The sequence below is a fragment of the Allobosea sp. P1_A7 genome (assembly GCF_056406775.1).
Genome location: NZ_JBFTZN010000063.1, coordinates 14841 through 32620 on the forward strand (window position 1 = coordinate 14841; position 17780 = coordinate 32620).

At 65.4% G+C, this 17780-nt stretch carries 20 protein-coding genes; 11 read left to right on the forward strand and 9 right to left on the reverse strand.

What is annotated here, in order from left to right; genetic code table 11:
- Positions 1–53: 53 nt before the first annotated feature.
- The 4 genes from AC1D34_RS13345 to AC1D34_RS13360 all read left to right on the forward strand — a co-directional run bounded on the left by AC1D34_RS13345 (position 54) and on the right by AC1D34_RS13360 (position 4520).
- Positions 54–923: an amino acid ABC transporter substrate-binding protein gene (locus AC1D34_RS13345; RefSeq protein WP_441492918.1), complete on the forward strand. Its 870-nt coding sequence runs from the start codon at positions 54–56 to the stop codon at positions 921–923.
- Between the two features lie 341 nt (positions 924–1264).
- The gene (locus AC1D34_RS13350; protein ID WP_476824463.1) at positions 1265–2278 is read left to right on the forward strand and encodes a hypothetical protein; all 1014 of its coding nucleotides are present in this window, start codon (positions 1265–1267) and stop codon (positions 2276–2278) included.
- 29 nt (positions 2279–2307) lie between these two features.
- The gene (locus AC1D34_RS13355; protein ID WP_476777291.1) at positions 2308–3507 is read left to right on the forward strand and encodes a M23 family metallopeptidase; all 1200 of its coding nucleotides are present in this window, start codon (positions 2308–2310) and stop codon (positions 3505–3507) included.
- A 185-nt stretch (positions 3508–3692) separates the two neighbouring features.
- Positions 3693–4520, forward strand: coding sequence for a universal stress protein (locus tag AC1D34_RS13360; RefSeq protein ID WP_476824464.1), 828 nt, complete (start codon positions 3693–3695; stop codon positions 4518–4520).
- Positions 4521–4576: 56 nt separating this feature from the next.
- Here the strand turns inward: AC1D34_RS13360 and AC1D34_RS13365 are convergent, their stop codons facing one another.
- The 4 genes from AC1D34_RS13365 to AC1D34_RS13380 all read right to left on the reverse strand — a co-directional run bounded on the left by AC1D34_RS13365 (position 4577) and on the right by AC1D34_RS13380 (position 8899).
- Entirely contained in the window at positions 4577–4903 is a 327-nt protein-coding gene (locus AC1D34_RS13365; protein WP_441506902.1) for an ATPase inhibitor subunit zeta, read from the reverse strand.
- 129 nt (positions 4904–5032) lie between these two features.
- Positions 5033–6715: a SulP family inorganic anion transporter gene (locus AC1D34_RS13370; protein WP_476824465.1), complete on the reverse strand. Its 1683-nt coding sequence runs from the start codon at positions 6713–6715 to the stop codon at positions 5033–5035.
- Between the two features lie 296 nt (positions 6716–7011).
- The gene (locus AC1D34_RS13375; protein WP_441506900.1) at positions 7012–8178 is read right to left on the reverse strand and encodes a hypothetical protein; all 1167 of its coding nucleotides are present in this window, start codon (positions 8176–8178) and stop codon (positions 7012–7014) included.
- Positions 8179–8419: 241 nt separating this feature from the next.
- The gene (locus AC1D34_RS13380; protein ID WP_476824466.1) at positions 8420–8899 is read right to left on the reverse strand and encodes a cytochrome P450; all 480 of its coding nucleotides are present in this window, start codon (positions 8897–8899) and stop codon (positions 8420–8422) included.
- 84 nt (positions 8900–8983) lie between these two features.
- On the opposite strand from AC1D34_RS13380, the gene AC1D34_RS13385 reads away from it, so the two are divergent.
- Positions 8984–9883, forward strand: a complete 900-nt coding sequence (locus AC1D34_RS13385) for an IS110 family RNA-guided transposase (protein ID WP_476824467.1) — start codon at positions 8984–8986, stop codon at positions 9881–9883.
- Positions 9884–10063: 180 nt separating this feature from the next.
- On the opposite strand, the gene AC1D34_RS13390 is transcribed toward AC1D34_RS13385, so the two are convergent.
- Positions 10064–10792, reverse strand: coding sequence for a cytochrome P450 family protein (locus tag AC1D34_RS13390; RefSeq protein ID WP_476824468.1), 729 nt, complete (start codon positions 10790–10792; stop codon positions 10064–10066).
- Positions 10793–10919: 127 nt separating this feature from the next.
- Between AC1D34_RS13390 and AC1D34_RS13395 the strand changes: the two genes are divergently transcribed.
- The 3 genes from AC1D34_RS13395 to AC1D34_RS13405 all read left to right on the forward strand — a co-directional run bounded on the left by AC1D34_RS13395 (position 10920) and on the right by AC1D34_RS13405 (position 13427).
- On the forward strand, positions 10920–11885 hold the full coding sequence (locus AC1D34_RS13395; protein WP_476777295.1) for a LysR family transcriptional regulator: 966 nt from the start codon (positions 10920–10922) through the stop codon (positions 11883–11885).
- 202 nt (positions 11886–12087) lie between these two features.
- Positions 12088–13116 (forward strand): SDR family oxidoreductase, encoded by a 1029-nt coding sequence (locus tag AC1D34_RS13400; RefSeq protein ID WP_441506897.1) that lies wholly within the window; start codon positions 12088–12090, stop codon positions 13114–13116.
- 185 nt (positions 13117–13301) lie between these two features.
- Complete coding sequence (locus tag AC1D34_RS13405) at positions 13302–13427, forward strand: hypothetical protein (protein ID WP_441492928.1); 126 nt, start codon at positions 13302–13304, stop codon at positions 13425–13427.
- Between the two features lie 37 nt (positions 13428–13464).
- Here the strand turns inward: AC1D34_RS13405 and AC1D34_RS13410 are convergent, their stop codons facing one another.
- The 3 genes from AC1D34_RS13410 to AC1D34_RS13420 form a co-directional block, all read right to left on the reverse strand.
- The gene (locus AC1D34_RS13410) at positions 13465–13674 is read right to left on the reverse strand and encodes a hypothetical protein (protein WP_441492929.1); all 210 of its coding nucleotides are present in this window, start codon (positions 13672–13674) and stop codon (positions 13465–13467) included.
- Positions 13675–13684: 10 nt separating this feature from the next.
- Positions 13685–13867 (reverse strand): hypothetical protein, encoded by a 183-nt coding sequence (locus AC1D34_RS13415; RefSeq protein WP_441506896.1) that lies wholly within the window; start codon positions 13865–13867, stop codon positions 13685–13687.
- A gap of 148 nt (positions 13868–14015) precedes the next feature.
- A complete protein-coding gene (locus tag AC1D34_RS13420) occupies positions 14016–15173 on the reverse strand; it encodes a glycosyltransferase (RefSeq protein ID WP_476824469.1) in 1158 nt (385 codons plus the stop codon).
- A 399-nt stretch (positions 15174–15572) separates the two neighbouring features.
- On the opposite strand from AC1D34_RS13420, the gene AC1D34_RS13425 reads away from it, so the two are divergent.
- On the forward strand, positions 15573–16076 hold the full coding sequence (locus AC1D34_RS13425; protein WP_476824470.1) for a YciE/YciF ferroxidase family protein: 504 nt from the start codon (positions 15573–15575) through the stop codon (positions 16074–16076).
- 104 nt (positions 16077–16180) lie between these two features.
- Here the strand turns inward: AC1D34_RS13425 and AC1D34_RS13430 are convergent, their stop codons facing one another.
- Entirely contained in the window at positions 16181–17203 is a 1023-nt protein-coding gene (locus tag AC1D34_RS13430; protein WP_476824471.1) for a methyltransferase, read from the reverse strand.
- On the opposite strand from AC1D34_RS13430, the gene AC1D34_RS13435 reads away from it, so the two are divergent.
- Positions 17202–17372 (forward strand): hypothetical protein, encoded by a 171-nt coding sequence (locus tag AC1D34_RS13435; RefSeq protein ID WP_441506893.1) that lies wholly within the window; start codon positions 17202–17204, stop codon positions 17370–17372. The two genes, AC1D34_RS13430 and AC1D34_RS13435, sit on opposite strands and share 2 nt — an antisense overlap.
- A 205-nt stretch (positions 17373–17577) precedes the next feature.
- Positions 17578–17780, forward strand: a 203-nt coding sequence (locus AC1D34_RS13440; protein WP_476824472.1) for a hypothetical protein, incomplete at its 3' end; no start/stop codon positions are given.

A 17780-nucleotide genomic window follows, 5' to 3' on the forward strand; every position in this document is an offset into this window, starting at 1 on the left:
AACTCCCGCACACCGGCCGGTGCTCGGGCAATCGCTACAAAGGGGAGAAGAACATGAGACGGAACCTTGTCGCTGCGATCGGCGGCCTCTTGGCCTTCGGCCTGGCCGCCACGGCCCAGGCCCAGGAGGTGGACGCGATCGTCAAGAAATTGCGCGACACCAACACCATCACCATGGGGATTCGCGAAACGCTCTACCCCTATGGCTTCCTCGACAATGACAAGAAGCCGTCCGGCTACTCCGTCGAGTTCTGCCAGCGCATCATCGAGGACATCAAGGCGGAGCTGAAGCTGCCCGACCTCAAGGTCAAATACGTGCCGGTCAGCATCCAGAACCGCCAGGCGCTCGTCGCCAACGGCACGGTCGATCTCGAATGCGGCGGTACGGTCAACACCTTCGGCCGCAACAAGCAGGTTGATTTCTCCTCGGTCTCCTATGTCTCGTCGAGCCAGCTGCTCGTCCTGAAGAATTCCGGCATCACCAAATACGAGGATCTGAACGGCAAGATCGTCGCAGTCGCCACCGGCGGCAGCAGCGAGCCTGACCTGAAGAAGCTCATCGCCGAGAAGGGCCTCAACATCCGCATCCAGAATGTCGACGACCACGCTGCCGCGCTGATCTCTGTCGAGACGCGGCGTGCCGACGCCTATTTCAGTGACAACGGCGCCTTCTACAGCTTGATCCGGCAGTCGAAGAACCCGGACGCCCTGACCATCGTCGGTACCGAATACGGCTATGCGCCGCAGGGCTTCATGGTGCCCAAGCTCAACCCGACGGTTCTCTGGATCGTCAATCACGCCATGGCGAAGATGTTCAAGTCGGGCGAGGCCGAAACCCTGTTCAACAAGTGGTTCGGCCCCTTCGGCGCCCAGGTCTCACCGAAGCTCAAGGCCGCCTGGGCGACGCAATCCTACGCGGAGTAGGCAGCCTCAGGCGTTCCGTTCGGCCTCTTCAGGAAGCCGGACGGAACATCTGCGCGGCCGGGGAGCCGTCTCTTGAACGGGGGCAGCCGCTGGAATGACAGGCTCGTCCCCGGCAAGCTCGGGGCAGTGGATGATCGCGGCGCGCCGGCAGGCTCTCCAGGGCGCTGCACAGCACTGAACAGCGACGTCCCGGCCTTGAACGATCCGGGAAGCCGGAGACAGGTCGGGGACCGCAGCGCAATTTAAACCAACTCCGCCTGCCGTGCTGGTGTCGCGCCCGGCGGTCCACTAGCATCGGCCGGGATCACTCCGCGAGGGCGGGGCAATCCCTGGGGGCGGCCGTGAACCATTTTGGCGTGGAGATCGGCCAGCAGCCCCTCGAAAAATCCTGGTTCAACCTCGCGTTGAAGCTGAAACTCACCGCGCTCGCCCTGGGTTGCCCAACCAACAAGGAACTCTGCGCGCGCTTTGCGGCGGTCAATCCGGCCACCCTGTTCGTCACCCAGAACGCCTACAAATGGCTCTCGGGCAAGGCGATGCCGCGCACCTCCAGCGTCTATGAGGATTGGGCGAGGGTGCTCGGCGGTGCGCTGACGGCGCCCTTCCTGGCCTCGTCCTCGTTCGAGGAGTTCCAGCACGCGATCTGCGCCCGCTTCGGCGTGCCGGAAACCGTGCTTGCGACGCTCCGGGGCGAGGCCGGTCTGCGGCCGGTGCCGGCGCCGGGCCCGGTCACCCCATCTCCCACCCGGGCGGGGGCACGACAGCCCGGCGAGCATTGGCTGGCCGGAACCTATCTCGCGATTTCGCCGGCCTGGTCGCGTGTCGAGGCGGGCCGGCTGATCATCGGCGCGATGCGGGTCTACGCCGATGCGATGCAGCAATTGCAGATCAGCTACTGCGAAAGCCTGTTCAACCGCCCGGTCGCGATGGAGGGGCAGCTGCTCAGCGACGGGCGAACCGCGCAAAGCGCCCTGACATGTTCCTATACGCACCGCCTGTTTTTCCTGGCGCTGAACGTGCCCACTCCGCCCGCCAATCTGATCGGCGGTATTCTCAGCGGCGCGGCAGTCCATGATCCCAATGCCCGCGCTGTCGCCTGCCGCATCCTGTTCGTGCGGGCGCATGGCCGCAGCATCGAAGATCTGGCCGCGCGCATGGGCTATCTCGATGCGGACGCGGACGGAATCGAGCATGAGCTGGCCGGCCTGGGTTACCGCGCCGATGCCGCCAGGCGGGACCTCGCGGCGAGCATCCTCACCGCGCTCGGCATGCATTCGACCTCCGCGCTTTGCGAAGCCGCCCCCAGGGATTTCACCGATATCGAGCTGACGCTCGACCGGTTGGCGCCCGCCTGATCCCCCGAAATCCGCAACAGGACGCTGCGATGTACCCATTGACCGGAATGATGCGTCTTGCGGCAATCGCCGTCGTGGTCCCGCTGTCCTTGTCGGGCACGGCCCGGGCGCAATCCGCTGCCACCCCGCAGCATGGCGTGACGTTGACGGGGCTCATCGGCAAGGTCCTGTTCGCGCCGCAGCCCGTGCTCGGCTCCGATGGTCGTCAGCATATCGTCTACGAGTTGCAGCTCTCGAATGTGACCGGCGAGCGCGTCGTGATGAAGCGGTTCACGCTCTATGGCGACGACGACAAGGAGCCGCTCTCGACGCTAGACGAGGCCGAGATCGCGCGGCGTTTCTCCCCCGGTGGCCGGCGCGGCAATGAGTCGGCGGAGCTGGGCGGCTATCAATACGGGGTCGCCTTTCTCCACATCGCGCTGCCGCAGGGGCGCGCGGCACCGCAGCGGCTGACGCATAAGGTCGATGCCTGGTTCGATCAGTTCAAGGCGGATGCCGCGATCCAGCTTGGCGCGACCGCAGTCACGACAGCGGCGCCCCCGGTTCTGGGGCCGCCGCTTTGGGGCGAAAACTATATCGCGGGCGACGGCTGCTGCGATTCCACCCGGCATGTCCGGGCCCTTTTGCCGCTGAACGGCGCCTTTCGTCTCGCCCAGCGCTTTGCCATCGATTGGGAGAAGCTTGGCGGGGATGGCCGACTCTTCGCGGGCGATAGGAAGCAGGTCGCGAGCTATCACATCTATGGCCAGCCTATCCTGGCGGTGAGCGACGGCACCATCGTCGATATGCGTGCCGATCTTGCCGATCAGGTCCCCGGAGCGCTTCCCGACGGGCTGCCGATCGGCGAGGCCGACGGCAATTTCGCGGTGCTGGATATCGGCGGTGGCGCCTTCGTGCTCTACGCCCATATGCAACCCGGCAGCGTCCGCGTCAGGACCGGCGACAGGGTGCGCCGCGGCGATGTCATCGGCGCGGTCGGCAATACCGGCAACAGTTCGGAGCCGCATCTGCACCTGCATGTCATGGACGGGCCCTCGCCACTTCTCGCCAATGGCCTGCCCTATGTCTTCGAGGCCGCCACGGTGAAGGCGGTCGATCTGGCGGGCACTGCGGATTTCGATCGGGCGGCGGAAACCGGCTCGCCTGTCAGCCTGACGCCGCTCGTGCCCCCTCTGGCGATCCGGCGCGCGCTGCCGCTTGATCTCACCATTGTCGACTGGGGCAACTGAAAGGCCGCGGCGAGGGGATAGCGGGCTCCGGTCGGGCGCCTGGCAGTCCCTCTCGGCTGTCACGTCGCCCGGCGCATCGAAGGAGACAAACCTGCGCCGGCTGGGGCGGCCGGATGATCGCGGCAGACCGGCATGCTATCCAAGGCGCCAAAGAGATCATCGCGATTCCGGAGTGAGGTGTTCACATGGCAGAGACGAGCAAAGCGCCTCCCGTTGAAGTCCTGTTCGCCAGCGATTTTTCGGCCAGGGCCGATCGCCCGCTCGAACGCGCCTTGCGCCTTGCCGAGGCATGGCGGGCGAGGCTCGCCATCGCCCATGTCCTCGAGGACGCGGTTCCGAACCTGGCGGAAACGATGGCGCGGCTGCGCGCCGAGCTGCCGCCGACGGCGGCGCAGGCTGAGTTCGTCGTCCGGGTCGGCTCGGCTCCGAGCGTGCTGGCAAATCTGGCGGTGGAGCGCGGCAGCGGCGTCATCATCACCGGTGTCGCGCGCTTCAACAGCCTCGGCGACTATGTCACCGGGACGGCGGTCGACCATATCGTGCGCCATGCCTCCGTGCCGGTGCTGGTCGTCCGCAAGCGGGCGGAGCGCCCCTATGACCGCATCCTCGTCGCCACCGATTTCTCCGAGTGCTCGCGCGCGGCCTTGCTGACCGCCGCCGCGCTCTTTCCGACGGCACGTCTCGTGCTGCTCCACGTCAACCCGCAGGCGACGACCGGTCGCTACAAGGTCGAAGGTGCGGCGGAACATCTGCACTCCGAGGCTGCCGAGGACATGGCGGAGTTCCTGGCGGCCGCAGAGCTTCCGCAGGCCGTGCGGGATCGCATCGAGCTGGTCCTGGACGATGGGGCTGTGGTCAATGTGATCAAGCGGCAGGTGCAGGAGACCGGCGTCAGTCTCGTCGTCGTCGGCGCGCATCGCAGTCGGGGGCTGGTGCAGGATGCGATCGGCAGCCATGCCGAAGGCGTGCTCCGGGGCGTCGATGCGGACGTGCTCCTGGTCCGGGAGGCCTGATCCGCGCACCCGCGCCCAGGCCGGAACCGCCGTCGCCAGCCAATCTACAGCCGGCCTCAGCCCGACTGGAGATTGCGTGCGAGCATCACCGCTGCAGCATCGCGGGAACCACCCCGCGTTGTCGGCATGAGGCTCCCTGCTTTGAGCATGAATTCGGTCATGACGCGTAGAATCTGCTCGTCCGATTGGGCCACGCCTGCGGCGTCAAAGTCCTTGCGGATCTTGCTGAACACGTCACTGCGCTCGGGATCGACCGTGCTTCTGGCGAGGTCATCCGAATAGGCATCGGCGTCCCGGCCCGTGAGTGCCAATTTCTCGGCGGCCCACCTGCCGAGGAGCTTGTTGCGGATGATTGTCCTCTGCACATCGTTGGAACTGGTCATTCGAAATTCTCCGATTGCCGGCCGTTGAATGCGCCTTCCTCAGTATGCTCTTGGCCCGATGGATTGCATCGCTGGAGCAGATGCAGGCTCGGGATCGTATGTCGACAAAGCCGATTGGACATCGGCCTCTCACGCCTTTGGGTCAGGAACCAATCCGGCAGCGTTTGCCGATAGCGCGTTCAACGCCGTGTAGCGTTCGATGGCGGCGCGTGCGTTGAAGAGCAACCGGTCCGGGCCGAGCAGCGTGTCCAAACCTGCATGGCGAATGACCTCAAGCGCGCCAGGATTGAGGCCCACGAACCAGACGATGACACCCCGTTCCGTCATGCCCTTCTCGCCTTCCTGCAGCATCTGGAGGGCCGAGTACTCGATGTCTGGAACGCGGCTGAAGTCGAGCGCGAGGACCCGCGGCTTATGCTGACCAACAAGAGCGGTGATCTGGTCAGCCACATCCTGGGCATTGATGAAGAAGAGCCGCCCTTCCGGCCGCAGGATCAACAACCCCTCGAAGGTTTCGTCATCAGGGTTTTCAGGATCGAGAGGGCGGAGCACGTCGGCTCCGCGCTTGCGGCCGATGACCGTAATCCGGGGATGGAATGTCTGGCTGGCCAGGCCGATCAGCGAAAGGATGACCGCGATGACGATACCCTGAAGGGTTCCAAAGATCAGGACGCCAATGGTTGCGACGATCGCCCAGCCGAACTCCATCCTGCGCACCTTGCGAATGGCGTTGAACTCCGCCGGCTGGATAAGCGGAATGGAGTAGACGATGACGATGGCTGCCAGCGTGGCATTCGGAAGGAGCCCGAGCAAAGGTGCGAACAGGAGCATGGTTGCAAGGGCCGCCGCCGCTGTCACCAGCGAGGCAGCCTGGGTTCGCCCGCCCGCCGCGCGAACAACGCCCGTTTGCGACGTGCCGCCGCCGCCCGGCATCGCGCCGAGCAAGGAGCCGGCAATGTTGGCTGCGCCTGTCGCCACCAGCTCGCGATTGGCATTGATCGGAGGATCGCGAGGTCGAACGAAAGCCCGGCCTGCAGCAATGGTTTCGGTGAAACTCATCAGGGCAATCCCGAGCGCTCCCGGCAGCAGTTGCTGCACCAACGCAAGATCGGGGAGCGTCACTGAGGGAAGGCCCTGCGGGATATGCCCTACGGTCGAGACACCCTGAGCGCCCAGGTGAAAGATCCATGACGCTGCGATGGCGGTGGCCACTGCGATGAGTGGGGCGGGTGAATGCGGCTTCAGACGCTCCATCCCGATCAGAACGATCGCGGTCGCCGCCGCCACTGCGGCAGTGAGCAGCGACGTCTCCGGAAGCGCGCGCACGACGCTTAGAATGTCGGCAAAGAAGGACTGCTTGGTGATGTGCACTCCGAAGAGCTTGGGGGCCTGGTCCAGCAGGATGACGAGGCCGATGCCGGCCTTGAAGCCGGTGAGGACCGGTGCCGAGATGAAATTGGCGAGGAAGCCCAGGCGCAGGAGCCTGGCGAGCAGCAACAAGGCGCCAACCAGGGCGGTCAGCGTCGCCGTCGCGGTGAGCAGCTTGGCCGGGTCGCCGTCCGGGACGACTGCACCGAGCTGGGCGCCAGTCAGGATCGCGAGCGTGGTGGTGGAACTGACGCTGAGCACGCGGGAGGAGCCGAGCCATCCGTAGACGGCCATTGGCACAAGGGATGTGTAGAGGCCAACCTGCACCGGCAGGCCCGCCACAGTAGCGTATGCCATGGCCTTGGGCAGCACGACGGCAGCCGCCGTAAGCCCCGCGACGACGTCAAAGCGGAGCCCACCGGCATTCTGGTCGTTCTCGTGCATTGAACCAGCCTGCATTGACACAGCCACTGAACGTAAGCTCGAAAGCTCGGAATATGCAAAGGAGACCGAACGTCTCCTCTGGCGCGATCCGGCCCGGCCGTGTCGATGCGCTCGACGTCCGGAAGCCACCCTCCTGCGGCATTCCGGCAGCCCGCTAACCGGTTGGACCGCGTCGGTCTTCCCTGCCAGTAGGACGCCCGTGCGGGAGCCAGACGTCCGATTCAATCCACTCGCTCCGGCCTCCCTCCGACCCCGGTCTTGCCCAGCCCCGCCTCTTGCCCAGGCCCTCGTCTTGCCTAAGCCCGCGTCTTGGCCATCGCGGCGAGCGCCTTTTCGTCCCTGAGCAGGCGGATGACGGGCAGGGCGGTGTCGTCGCCCACGGGCAGGCCGAGCGCCTCGGCAATGGTATTGCGCCACTCCTCCGCCTCGCTGGGATCGCTGACGACCCAGACCGTGCGCCGCGTCCGGAAGCGTTGGATGCCGACGATCGCGAGCTGGTTGAAGACGATCCTGCGCAGCGCGCTCTGGTCGACCGGGCGCTTTGCCGTGGCTTCGGCCGCAGTCGCCGTGGTCGGCTTCGGCAGCGGCGGCTCGACCAGGAGCGCATCGACATCGTCGACGATGAGCAGGTCGACATTGCGCCAGGGCCAGAGGATGCGGCCATCCTGTTCCTCGAGCGGCGGGTGGCCGGAATCGGCGTCTTCCTTGCGCTCGACCGCGGCCTCGAACAGCTTCACCAGGGTGGTGTAGCGCGCAATCCCGAGCCGGAAGGCGTATTCGGTGCCGATGCCGCAGGCGAGGCAGGTCTTGCCCGAGCCGACCGTGCCGGTGAGCAGCACATGCGGAAAACGCGGCGCGTTCGCGCCCTTCGTCGGCGGCTCCGACAGGGCGATCAGCGCGTCGCGGTAGCCGGGATCCGGCCTTTCTATGGTCGAGCAGAGATTGGTCAGGCGGAACAGGAAGGGCAGGCCGACCTGCTGGAAGGTCATCTTGCGCTTCACCCACCAGAGCACCAGCAGCGTGGCGGGCACGAGCATGACCAGCAGCGCGACGATGGCCTGGACGCCGCCGAGCCCCGAGGCGCCGGCGACGATCGCGCCCGCGCCGATGAAGAACAGCGCGGTCGCGACATTCCACCAGAGCTCGCGGCGGTTGAACGGAAAGAGCGGGCCCTGGCGCCGGCGCTCGCGGACGATGTCGAGCACCTCCTTGACGATCCAGAGCAGCATATTGAGCAGGGCAGCGATGATCGCAGTCTTCCAGGCCGGAAGATCGGTGAAGAGGGCGGCGAGTATCCAGCTGAACAGGAAGGTGATCTGGAAGCCGAGGCCGAAATGACCGAATTGATCGGCGGTCCAAACATAGCTGACGGTCGGAGTCTGCTGCACATCCTTGCCGAACCAGTCATATCGCAATTGCGATACGATTTCCTTGAGCGAAGGTGGCGTAAGCTTCTTGTCCATTGGGCCGCATCTCGCTCAGGGAACGCAGAAACGTCGGATTCACTGGAATGTCGGGGGAAGGTAGGCGCAGGAAGAGCTTACGCGGATGCTAGCAGCTTCATGCGAGCCGGCAAGAGCGCCGTTACGTCAGGGCGTGATCCGGCGAGAGATGTTGTGCGTGCCGCGTTGCCGCCGCTGGACGCCTGGCATGGGCGCAGCATGGACTATCGGCTTTCAGGGGTTCCGTTTCGCGGACAGCCACTCAGCGCTTGAACAAGGGCGTGCGGACATGCCCCGAGGCGGCATAGGACAGGCAGGCCTCCAGGCGCTCCAGCGGCACGCCGCGCGTCAGCAGATGCCCGACCGCGATCTCGACGATCAGAGCTGCGACCTTGTCCGCGGGGCAGACATGGCGACCGGCGCCGAATTCCAGGGATCTGCGGTCCCTGCGCGCGATATCGAAGCGATCCGGCTCGGGATTGAGCGCGGGATCGCGGTTCGCGGCTGCCAGGAGCACGATGATCAGATCGCCCTGACGCAGCTCATGTCCGGCAATCCTGCCGTCGCGCGCCATGAAACGGAAGGTGCTGCTGGTGACGGTATCGCAGCGCGCCACCTCCTGGATGAGCGGCCGCAGGCATGTCCGATCGGCCTCGACCTGCCGGAGGAGTTCCGGCCGCCGGGCCAGTGCGAGCAGCGTCAACCCGATCAGCGAGGCCATTCCGGCGAAACCCTGGACCATGATGAGGTGGAACGACCCGCTACCGCAGCATCAGAGTGCTAAAACGTGGTCGTTATTTCAACGCCACAAGGTAGGAGCCGTTCCGTGAAGCAGATTACCACCATCGGGCTGGATTTGGCCAAGCAAGTTTTCCAAGTCCACGGCGCTGGTCACGAGGTGCGTCTGATCCCGCCAGCCTATGTCAAACCGTTCGTGAAGCGGGGTAAGACAGATGCCGCCGACGCCGAGGCGATCAGCGAGGCGGTGACCCGCAAGACAATGCGCTTCGTCCCGATCAAATCGGCCGAGCAACAGGCGGCAGCGATGGTGCTGAAGACGCGCGGCCTTCTGGTTCGCCAGCAAACCCAGGCGATCAACGCGCTGCGCGCTCATCTGTCGGAGTTGGGCGTCATCGCCGGCATAGGCACGGCGAAAATTGCCGGATTGATCGAGATCGTGCGCGACGAGATCGACCATCGTCTGCCAAAAGCCGCCCGCTTCGCTTTGACAGCCATTGCCGACCAGATCGAGGCGCTGGCACGACAAATCGACAAGCTTGAGCGTGAGGTCGTCGCTGAGGCGAGGCGAGACGAGGATATGCGGCGGCTGGCCACAATACCTGGCGTTGGACCGATCACGGCGGCGTCCATCAAGGCGCTTGTTCCAGATCCCGACGGATTTAGATCCGGGCGTCACCTCGCGGCCTGGCTCGGATTGACGCCGAAGTCCCATTCGAGTGGCGGCAAGGAGCGGCTGGGCGGAATATCGAAGATGGGCAATCCGGAGCTTCGCTCCTTGCTCGTGCTCGGCGCGACCACTGTTCTGCGTCACGCCAGGGGTAATGCCAAAGCACCGAAATGGCTGAACGCGCTTCTGGCGCGGCGCCCCTTCAAGGTTGTAGCCGTTGCGCTCGCCAACAAGATGGCGCGGATCGTCTGGGCGCTTCTGACCAAAGGCGGGACATATCGGGGTCTGGAGGCGGATGGCGGTGTCGTGAGCGCCTGAGCCGAAAGACGACCCAAACGAGCTGACCGGCGCGGAAGCCGGCAGAGGCGAGGTGCACGAAAAAGACGATGATTCCATGGGACGAAATCCCGAGGCGAGAGAGGCCGTTGACTACAGTGCGCTCCCAGCGCGCGAGCATGATCAGCCACTCGCATCGCGGACTTCATCGAGGCCAGCGGTCTAACTAAAGCCGCGCTGATAGGCCGGACATATGACCGCACCGTTCCCGTGTGATGAAACCGTCTGAAAATGAAAAGCCCTTGCTTGGCGGGTCGTTCCACATATGTAGTCTTGATGTCCTGATGTCAGCAAGTCGGGCGTCAGCGCGGGAATTCCGGTTCCAGCAGCTGCGGCTGCGGTCCCATAGGCGCCAAGCCACCCCATGACGTCGCCGAAGCGTTCGCGGGGAATGCCGAGCAGCAGCGCGATGACCTGCACGGGCAGTGCGAACATGAACTGCGTCGTGGCCGCTTCATCGAGCCTCGGCCCGAGTTCGTCGTCGAGCTCGGCCGCACGCCTGTGTGCCAGGGCCGCGACCTCGCCGAGATCGAGGCCGCGCACGGCGTTCGTGACCGCCTCCTTCAGCCTGCCCCGCGCCTCGTCATCCCGCAGGCGCACGAGCCGGCCAAAGATCTCCGCTGCTGCGCCGCCCTGCAGCGCCGCAGGGATGGGCTCGCTCAAGGGGCGGGTCAGACAGATCGCGCTGGTCAGGACTTCGGTGACCGCGGCAGCGCTCGCCGCCACCCACCAGCCATTGGCCTCGTCCCGGGAGAAGGGACGTTCGCGGGCGAGCCGGCCGTAATAGGGGTATGGATCGGGATGCGATGGCGCAGCGCGAACATGGGCCGGGGAGTGGTACTGAGATAACGCGGGAGCAGGGGCTGCAGGCGCCGAAATCCTCGCCGTCATGGTGCTGCTCCGTCCGGTTCGCGCCGCGGCGCCATCTTTGCTTCCTCTTCGATAGCGCTTGCCCAGGCATCCGTCGAAATCATAGTTTCTCTAAGGCCGATCAGTTTTTTGCATGGGCGTGTCTTTCATGGGCCTGGACAACGAAGCGCTTCTGACTTTCGTCACCATCCATCAGGCCAATGGTTTTTCCAGCGCCGCGGAGGTACTCGGCCGTTCGCAGCCGGCGATCAGCCGGCGCATCGCCTTGCTCGAGGACGAACTCGGCGTGCCGGTCTTCGAGCGCGCGTCCGGGGGCGTGGTGCTCAGCGAAGCCGGCCGCGCGCTGCTGCCGCACGCCGAACGCGTGCTTGCGGCGCTGCGCGACGCGGAAAGCGCGATCAAGGCGCTGCGCACGGAGGTCGCCGGCCGTGTCGCGATCGTGGCAGTGGGCACGCTAGCCGGGACGAACCTCACCGCGGTTCTCAAGCGCTTCGCTGCCGATCATCCCAAGGTCGATCTCTCGATCAGCACCGCGACCAGCGCTGAGGTGAGCGACCGGGTCCGGCGCGGCGAAGCGATGATCGGGCTGCGCTATCTCCTCGACATCGCACCAGATCTCGTCTGCGAGCACATCGCCTCCGAGACAATGGTCGTGGCCTGTTCCGCCCAGCATCGTTTCGCGGGCAAACGGCTCGGATCGCTCGCGGCGCTGTGCCATGAACCCTGGTTTGCGTTCCGCAATGCCTATGATCAGCGCGAGACCTTCGCGGACAACATCTTCGCGCAGTTTCAGGCGCGTGGCATCGGCGAGGTCCGCTGGACATCGATCGACAGCCTGAACGCGATGAAGCGGCTGGTCGAGGCCGGTCTCGGCATCGCGTTGCTGCCAGAAAGCGCGATCGACGAGGAGCGGCGGCTTGGCTCGCTCGCGACGATTCCGGTCGCGGACCTGCACGTCGCCAATCCGATTTATGCGGTCCTGCGCCGAGGCGGCTATCTCAGCCCCGCCACGCTCCATTTGCTGGCACTGCTGCGCTCCGCGCCTGGCCTCGCGAATGGCCGTTTCGTCGCACGGCAGGACGAAGAGGAGCCGCTACCGACAGACAGGGGCTGACAGGGATGAGGGGCAGTTCACGGAGAGGCTGAGGCGGCTGCGTGTTCGGAGGACAGGGGGAGAACGCGTCACCGTGCAGCTCGGTGGCGAGCAGGGCGATCAGGACGGACGCCCGAACAGAGCGCGCCGATCCCGCACCGGCAATGGAACCCGGGCCCGCGGCGCCCGTTCAACTCCGGAATGCGATTGCACGGAGGCCGTGATGGCGAAATCCAGCAAGGTTCAGACCAAGACCAAGCCACAAGCGGAACCCAGGAGCCCGGCAAAGCCGAACAGCGCGACAAATTCCGCGATCCAGCAGCAGCGCCGGATCCAGAGGCAGGTGGCGCGGTCGGATGCGAAGCCGGCAAAGGCGAAATCCGGCGCGATGCAGGCTGGGGCGCGACGTTATCCCGAGCCGCCCTTCAGGAAGCAGCATCAGGCCAAGCCGGGTTCGGAGGCCGTGCTCGATCCGGCCCCGATGTATGATGCGCCCTATTACAAGGGCTCGGGCAAACTCGAGGGCAAGGTCGCCATCATCACGGGCGGCGATTCCGGTATCGGACGCTCGGTCGCCGTGCTCTTCGCGCGCGAGGGTGCCGATGTCGCGATCCTGCATCTCGGCGAGGCCGGGGACGCGAAGGTGACCGGGCAGGCGATCGAGGCCGAGGGGCGGCGCTGCCTCGTCATCCCCGGCGATGTCCGGGATTCAGGCTTCTGCCGGAAGGCGGTGGCCAAGGTCGTCAAGACCTTCGGCAAGCTCGATGTGCTCGTCAACAACGCCGCCTTCCAGGTCCATTCCCCACGTTTCGAGGATCTGAGCGAAGAGCATTTCGACACGACGCTGAAGACCAATCTCTACGGCTATTTCCACATGTCGCAGGCGGCCCTCGACCATATGAAAGTCGGCGGCGCCATCGTGAATTCCGGCTCCGTCACCGGGCTGATGGGCAGTGAGGCGCTGATCGACTATTCCATGACGAAGGGCGGCATCCATGCTTTTACCCGCTCGCTCGCCGCCCATCTCGTGCCGCGCGGGATCAGGGTCAATGCGGTCGCGCCCGGTCCCGTCTGGACGCCGCTCAATCCATCCGACAAGACGGCCGAGGATGTCGCGACATTCGGGGCGCAGACACCGATGAAGCGCCCGGCCCAGCCGGAGGAAATCGCCCCGGCCTATGTCTTCCTCGCCTCGCCGCACTGCTCCAGCTACATCACCGGGGAGATCCTCCCGATCATCGGCGGCTACTAGCATCGGCCCGAAAAGCCGATGCTTCAGGGAGTCGGTTTTCGGGAAATCCGAGCTTCAGCAACACCTCACCGGGTATGCCTGTCGAGGACACGATCGTATCACCTTTTCTGCAACGTCGCGCGGAACCGGATGGCGCCGGCCCGGGTTGCAGTTGCAGTCCTCATCGATGCCGGGCGAAACCTGTCATGCGCTCGCGCTTTCTCGACATCCTGATCTGGCTCACCGTACTGGCGCTTGTGGCCGGCTTCGGGGTCAGGATGTTCCGAACCGTGCCCAGCGTCCAGGACGCGCCACGCATCTATCGGGACTGAGCCCTGGGCCCAGCCCCGCCATGGCCCAGGCCAGGCCTCAGCCCGGCTTCTTCGGCTCAGGCTGGCCCCCATGTCTGATCGTGGCGGCGCTGTCGTGCTCATCGGCCTCGAACGGGGCATGCGGCCCGGTCTGATGCTTCGACAAGGGGCTCGGGCCCGGGCGACGCTGTTCCGGTGCGCCCGATTGTCCCGGCCGTTGCGCCGTCCGATAGGGCACCGGCGCGTCGGTATGCTTCTCGGCTGTCATCGTCATCACCTCAGGTTTCGCAAATGCCGGGAGGAGGGCGCTCGGCTGCCTTCTCGGGGCTCTGCCCGGAGGGGGCGCGATCGCGCATGCGCTCGCCCCGGTTGTCCTGGTTCTTGCCCTGCTCGCCCCGTCCGTGGGGGAGGATGGCTGCCGCATCCGTCGTGGGGATCTTCCGTCCGTAACCGTCTCGCATGGTGGCCTCCGTGTTGTCGGGCCCGGCTGCGCAGGAAACGTCGGGCCCTAAGCGAGGTTCCACGACAACGGCGGTCCGGTCATCATTCAGATGAGCGAATGGCCGGCACCTCCCAGAAGCACGCGCGCCCTGTCCCTGGCGGCCTGCTTCACCAGCCGTCGAATGTCGCGTCGACCAGCAGCCTCGCGGCTGACGCCGCCCCGTCGGTGCGGATCGCGCCCGCCAGGGTGGCTGCTCTGGCACCGGTTTCAGGCCTCAGGGCTGTACCGAGCGCCGCCGACAGCGACGCGAAGGTCGGAGTCGGGCCATCATGCGCAGCTCCGATGCCGAGTTCGGTCACCCTGGCAGCCCAGTGAAACTGGTCCACCGCTTGGGGGACAACGACCTGAGGCGTGCCGGCCCGGGACGCCGTCGTCGTCGTACCCGCCCCGCCATGATGGACAATGGCGGCCACGCGACCGAACAGGGCCTGCTGGTTCACCTCGCCGATGGCAAGGCAGTCGGCGCCGTCGTCGATCAAGCCCAGGTCGGCCCAGCCCCGGGCGACGAGAGCACGGCGGCCCTGCGCGCGGATCGCCTCTATGGCGACACGGGCGCTGTCGTTGGGGACGCGCATGCTGCCAAAGCCGACATAGACGGGCGCTGCGCCGGCATCCAGGAACGCCACCAGATTCGCCGGGAGTGGTCTTTCGTCCGGCAATATCCATGCCGCGGTTCGGATGACAGGAAGCGCTCCGGGCGTCACTTCGGGACACAGGGTCGGGTCCGCTGCCACCAAGGGCCGACCGGTGAACAGGAAGGCCGGGAGGTCCTCCACCGGCGGCAGGCCGATCGACGCCCGATGGGCGTTGATCGGCGCGCCGACCTGCGCGTGCCAGCCCTGGGCGTCCAGCAAACTCGGACAGAAGATCGCGAACCGGTGAGGGATGGCGACCGTCTCGGACACCGACCGCGCGACGAAATGCAACATGCCGCTCGCGACGAGCATGTCACAGCCCTCGGCTGCCTCGGCGAGGGTGTCATAGGTCGCTGCGATGAACCCGGCCACGAAGGCGTCGACGCTCACGACCCGCTCCTCCGCGGTCGAGGGTTGCTCCGCCCATGCGCGCCACGATTTGCGGAAGGGTACCAACGGGATGCCGGCACGGGCCAGCAGCGTTGCGAACTCCGCGTCCGGCGGCGCGCATAACCGCACCTCGACGCCGAGTGCCCGCAACTCCACCGCCAGGGCGACGATCGGTTCGACGTCTCCGCGCGACCCGTAAGTCGATAATAAGATACGCATTTCGCTATTCCCTTTCCCCATGGTTCAGGTCGAGGGCAGCGTTCATAGGGGATGACCGGCGTCTTGCCGCAAGCCCCCAGGCACGCTATAGCGTTGGAATGGCTAGGAGCGGCGACGCTCCTTTTTTGTTGCCTTCTCCCTGAATGGACGAGGATTTCGCGCCGCGGCGAGGCGCTGATGTGCTCCTCAGCGGCGGAGCGGCCACAACGTCCCGTCGCAGGACGGCTTCCCCCCAATCGCTGACAACCTGTCGAAGCGGCATGGCTGGCGAGCAGCTCAGCCAATACCCTGRCAGCCGGGTTCCTTCGCCATGGCTAAAAGCCCCGGCGGCGTGGAACAGGCCGGCGGCCAATACGTTGGTCAGGCAGCAAGCGCGCCCGATCAACCGGCGTCGGCGGGGATCAGAACCAGGAGGACGGAATGGGACYTTTTTCCAAGGACATCAAGACGATGGACGATCTCTTTGTCCACACGCTTCAAGATATCTATTACGCGGAGAAGCAGATCCACAAGTCGCTGCCGAAGATGATCGACAAGGCCACAGACCCGCAGCTGAAGCAGGGGCTGACCGCGCATCGCGGCGAAACCGAAGGTCATATCAAGCGGCTGGAACAGGTCTTCAAGCAACATGGCGCGGAGGCGAAGGGCGTGGATTGCCCGGCGATCGACGGCATCCTCGAGGAAGCCGACGAGGTTCTGGGTGAGGTCGCCGACAAGCAGGTGGTCGATGCCGCGATCATCGCCTGCGCGCAAGCCGTCGAACACTACGAGATCACGCGCTACGGCACCTTGACGGCCTGGGCCAAGCAGCTTGGCCGCAACGACTGCGCCACCCTGCTGCAGCAGAATCTCGACGAGGAATTCGCGGCCGACAAGAAGCTCAGCAAGCTCGCCGAATCCGGGATCAACCGCAAGGCAGCGTAGCCGATCCCGCGCCCTGACCGGTCCCGCCGGGTCACCCGATCCGGCGGAGCTGGGGCGTCCTCCCTGCAGACGGCACCTCTCGACGAGCGCGATCGGCAATCCCGCTATTTATAGGCGATCGCGGCGCTCGACGGGCCGGCCAGCGCCATGGTCTCGAACCTCCGGAAGCCGACCTCGCGGCACCAGCCCTCGAAGTCGGCAGCGGAATAGTCGAAGGCATCGCCGAACTCGATCAGCATGTTGAGGGACATCGTCAGGCCGAAGGCATTTTCGCGCCTCGCATTGTCGATGAGGGCCTCGATCACCACGAAGGCGCCGCCCGGCGGCAGGGCGTCATAGGCTTTGCGGATCAGCGCCTTCTTCTTCTCCAGGTTCCAGTCATGCAGGATCATCCCCATGGTGATGACATCGGCCCTGGGCAGAGCATCGGCGAAGAAGTCGCCCCCCACCGCCGCGACCCGGTCGCTCAGGCCCGCCTGTTCGATCCGGTGCAGGGCGATCGGCACGACCTTCGGGAGATCGAAGCTGGTGCAGCGCATATGCGGATGCGCGGCCGCGACCATGCAGGAGAGCTGCCCGGTCGCGCCGCCGACATCGCAAAGGCTGCTGAATCTTGAGAAGTCGAAAGCCTCCGCAAACAGTTTGAAATTGCCGGCCGAGATCCCGGACATCGCGTTCATGAACTGCTCGAGCCGCGCCGGGTCGGCATAGAGCGTGGCGAAGACGGATTCTCCGGAATGCCTGGTCTCGTTCTGCGGCTTGCCGGTTTTCAGAGCCTCGGTGAGGTCTCCCCAGAAGCGGAAGAGGCGCGCATTCGCCATTTCCAGGATGCCGCCGATATAGGCCGGGCTGTTCCGGTCCAGGAAGAAGGCGCTGTCGGGCGTATTCGCATAGCGCGCCCCGGGGCCGTCGCCGTCACGGTCGAGAAATCGGAGCGCGACCAGCGCATCGGGAARATCCGGGATGGCGCGCGGACTGAGCTGCAAGGAAGCGGCGATCTCGCCAGCCGTCATCGGCTGTTTGGCGAGCGTCGTGAAAAGCCCCAGCTCGACGGCGGAAAGCAGCGTCTTCGAGGCAAAGAACCCCATCCCGACCTGCATGATATGCGACGGATCAAGCCCGGACATGATGGCCCTCGTGCTCGTCGGTATCGCCCCCGGGGAAACCACGGCCCCTGGCGATGCCGATCCTAGCACAGGTGGCCGCAAACCCCGCCGCATCAACCCCCTCGTCGGAAAGGCGCGCGGCTCGCCTTTGGTCGATATTGCAACCCATGGGCGCATTCTGCAGGAATGAGCTGCAGCTTGCGATTCAGCGTCCAGGCCGGAAGCATTATGCGGGCAGGAGGCTCGGGTCATGGCAGGCAAGGGGCGCAGAAGACTGCGCCGGGTCATGCGGGGTGAGCCGATCCGCGGATGCCGCCAAGGCCATCTCCGTCGTGCTCTGCGAAATCGTCCGGCCGAGCAGCCGGGCCCCGAAGTCGCGCGATGCGGCAGATCAGATGCAACCCCTTGATATCACCAATGGAGCGCTCGGAGGGTTCTGCGGACGGGAAATGGGGGGCATCGTGAATTTTGCTAAGTTACGAGCGCTTGTCCTGGCTTATGGGAGCAGATTTAGAGAACTTGCCATAGCTCATGAGAAGAGCTTCAGGATGCTGCTTGGTTCCGCATTTATGATGGCTTTGGCTTTGCTGTATCTCAT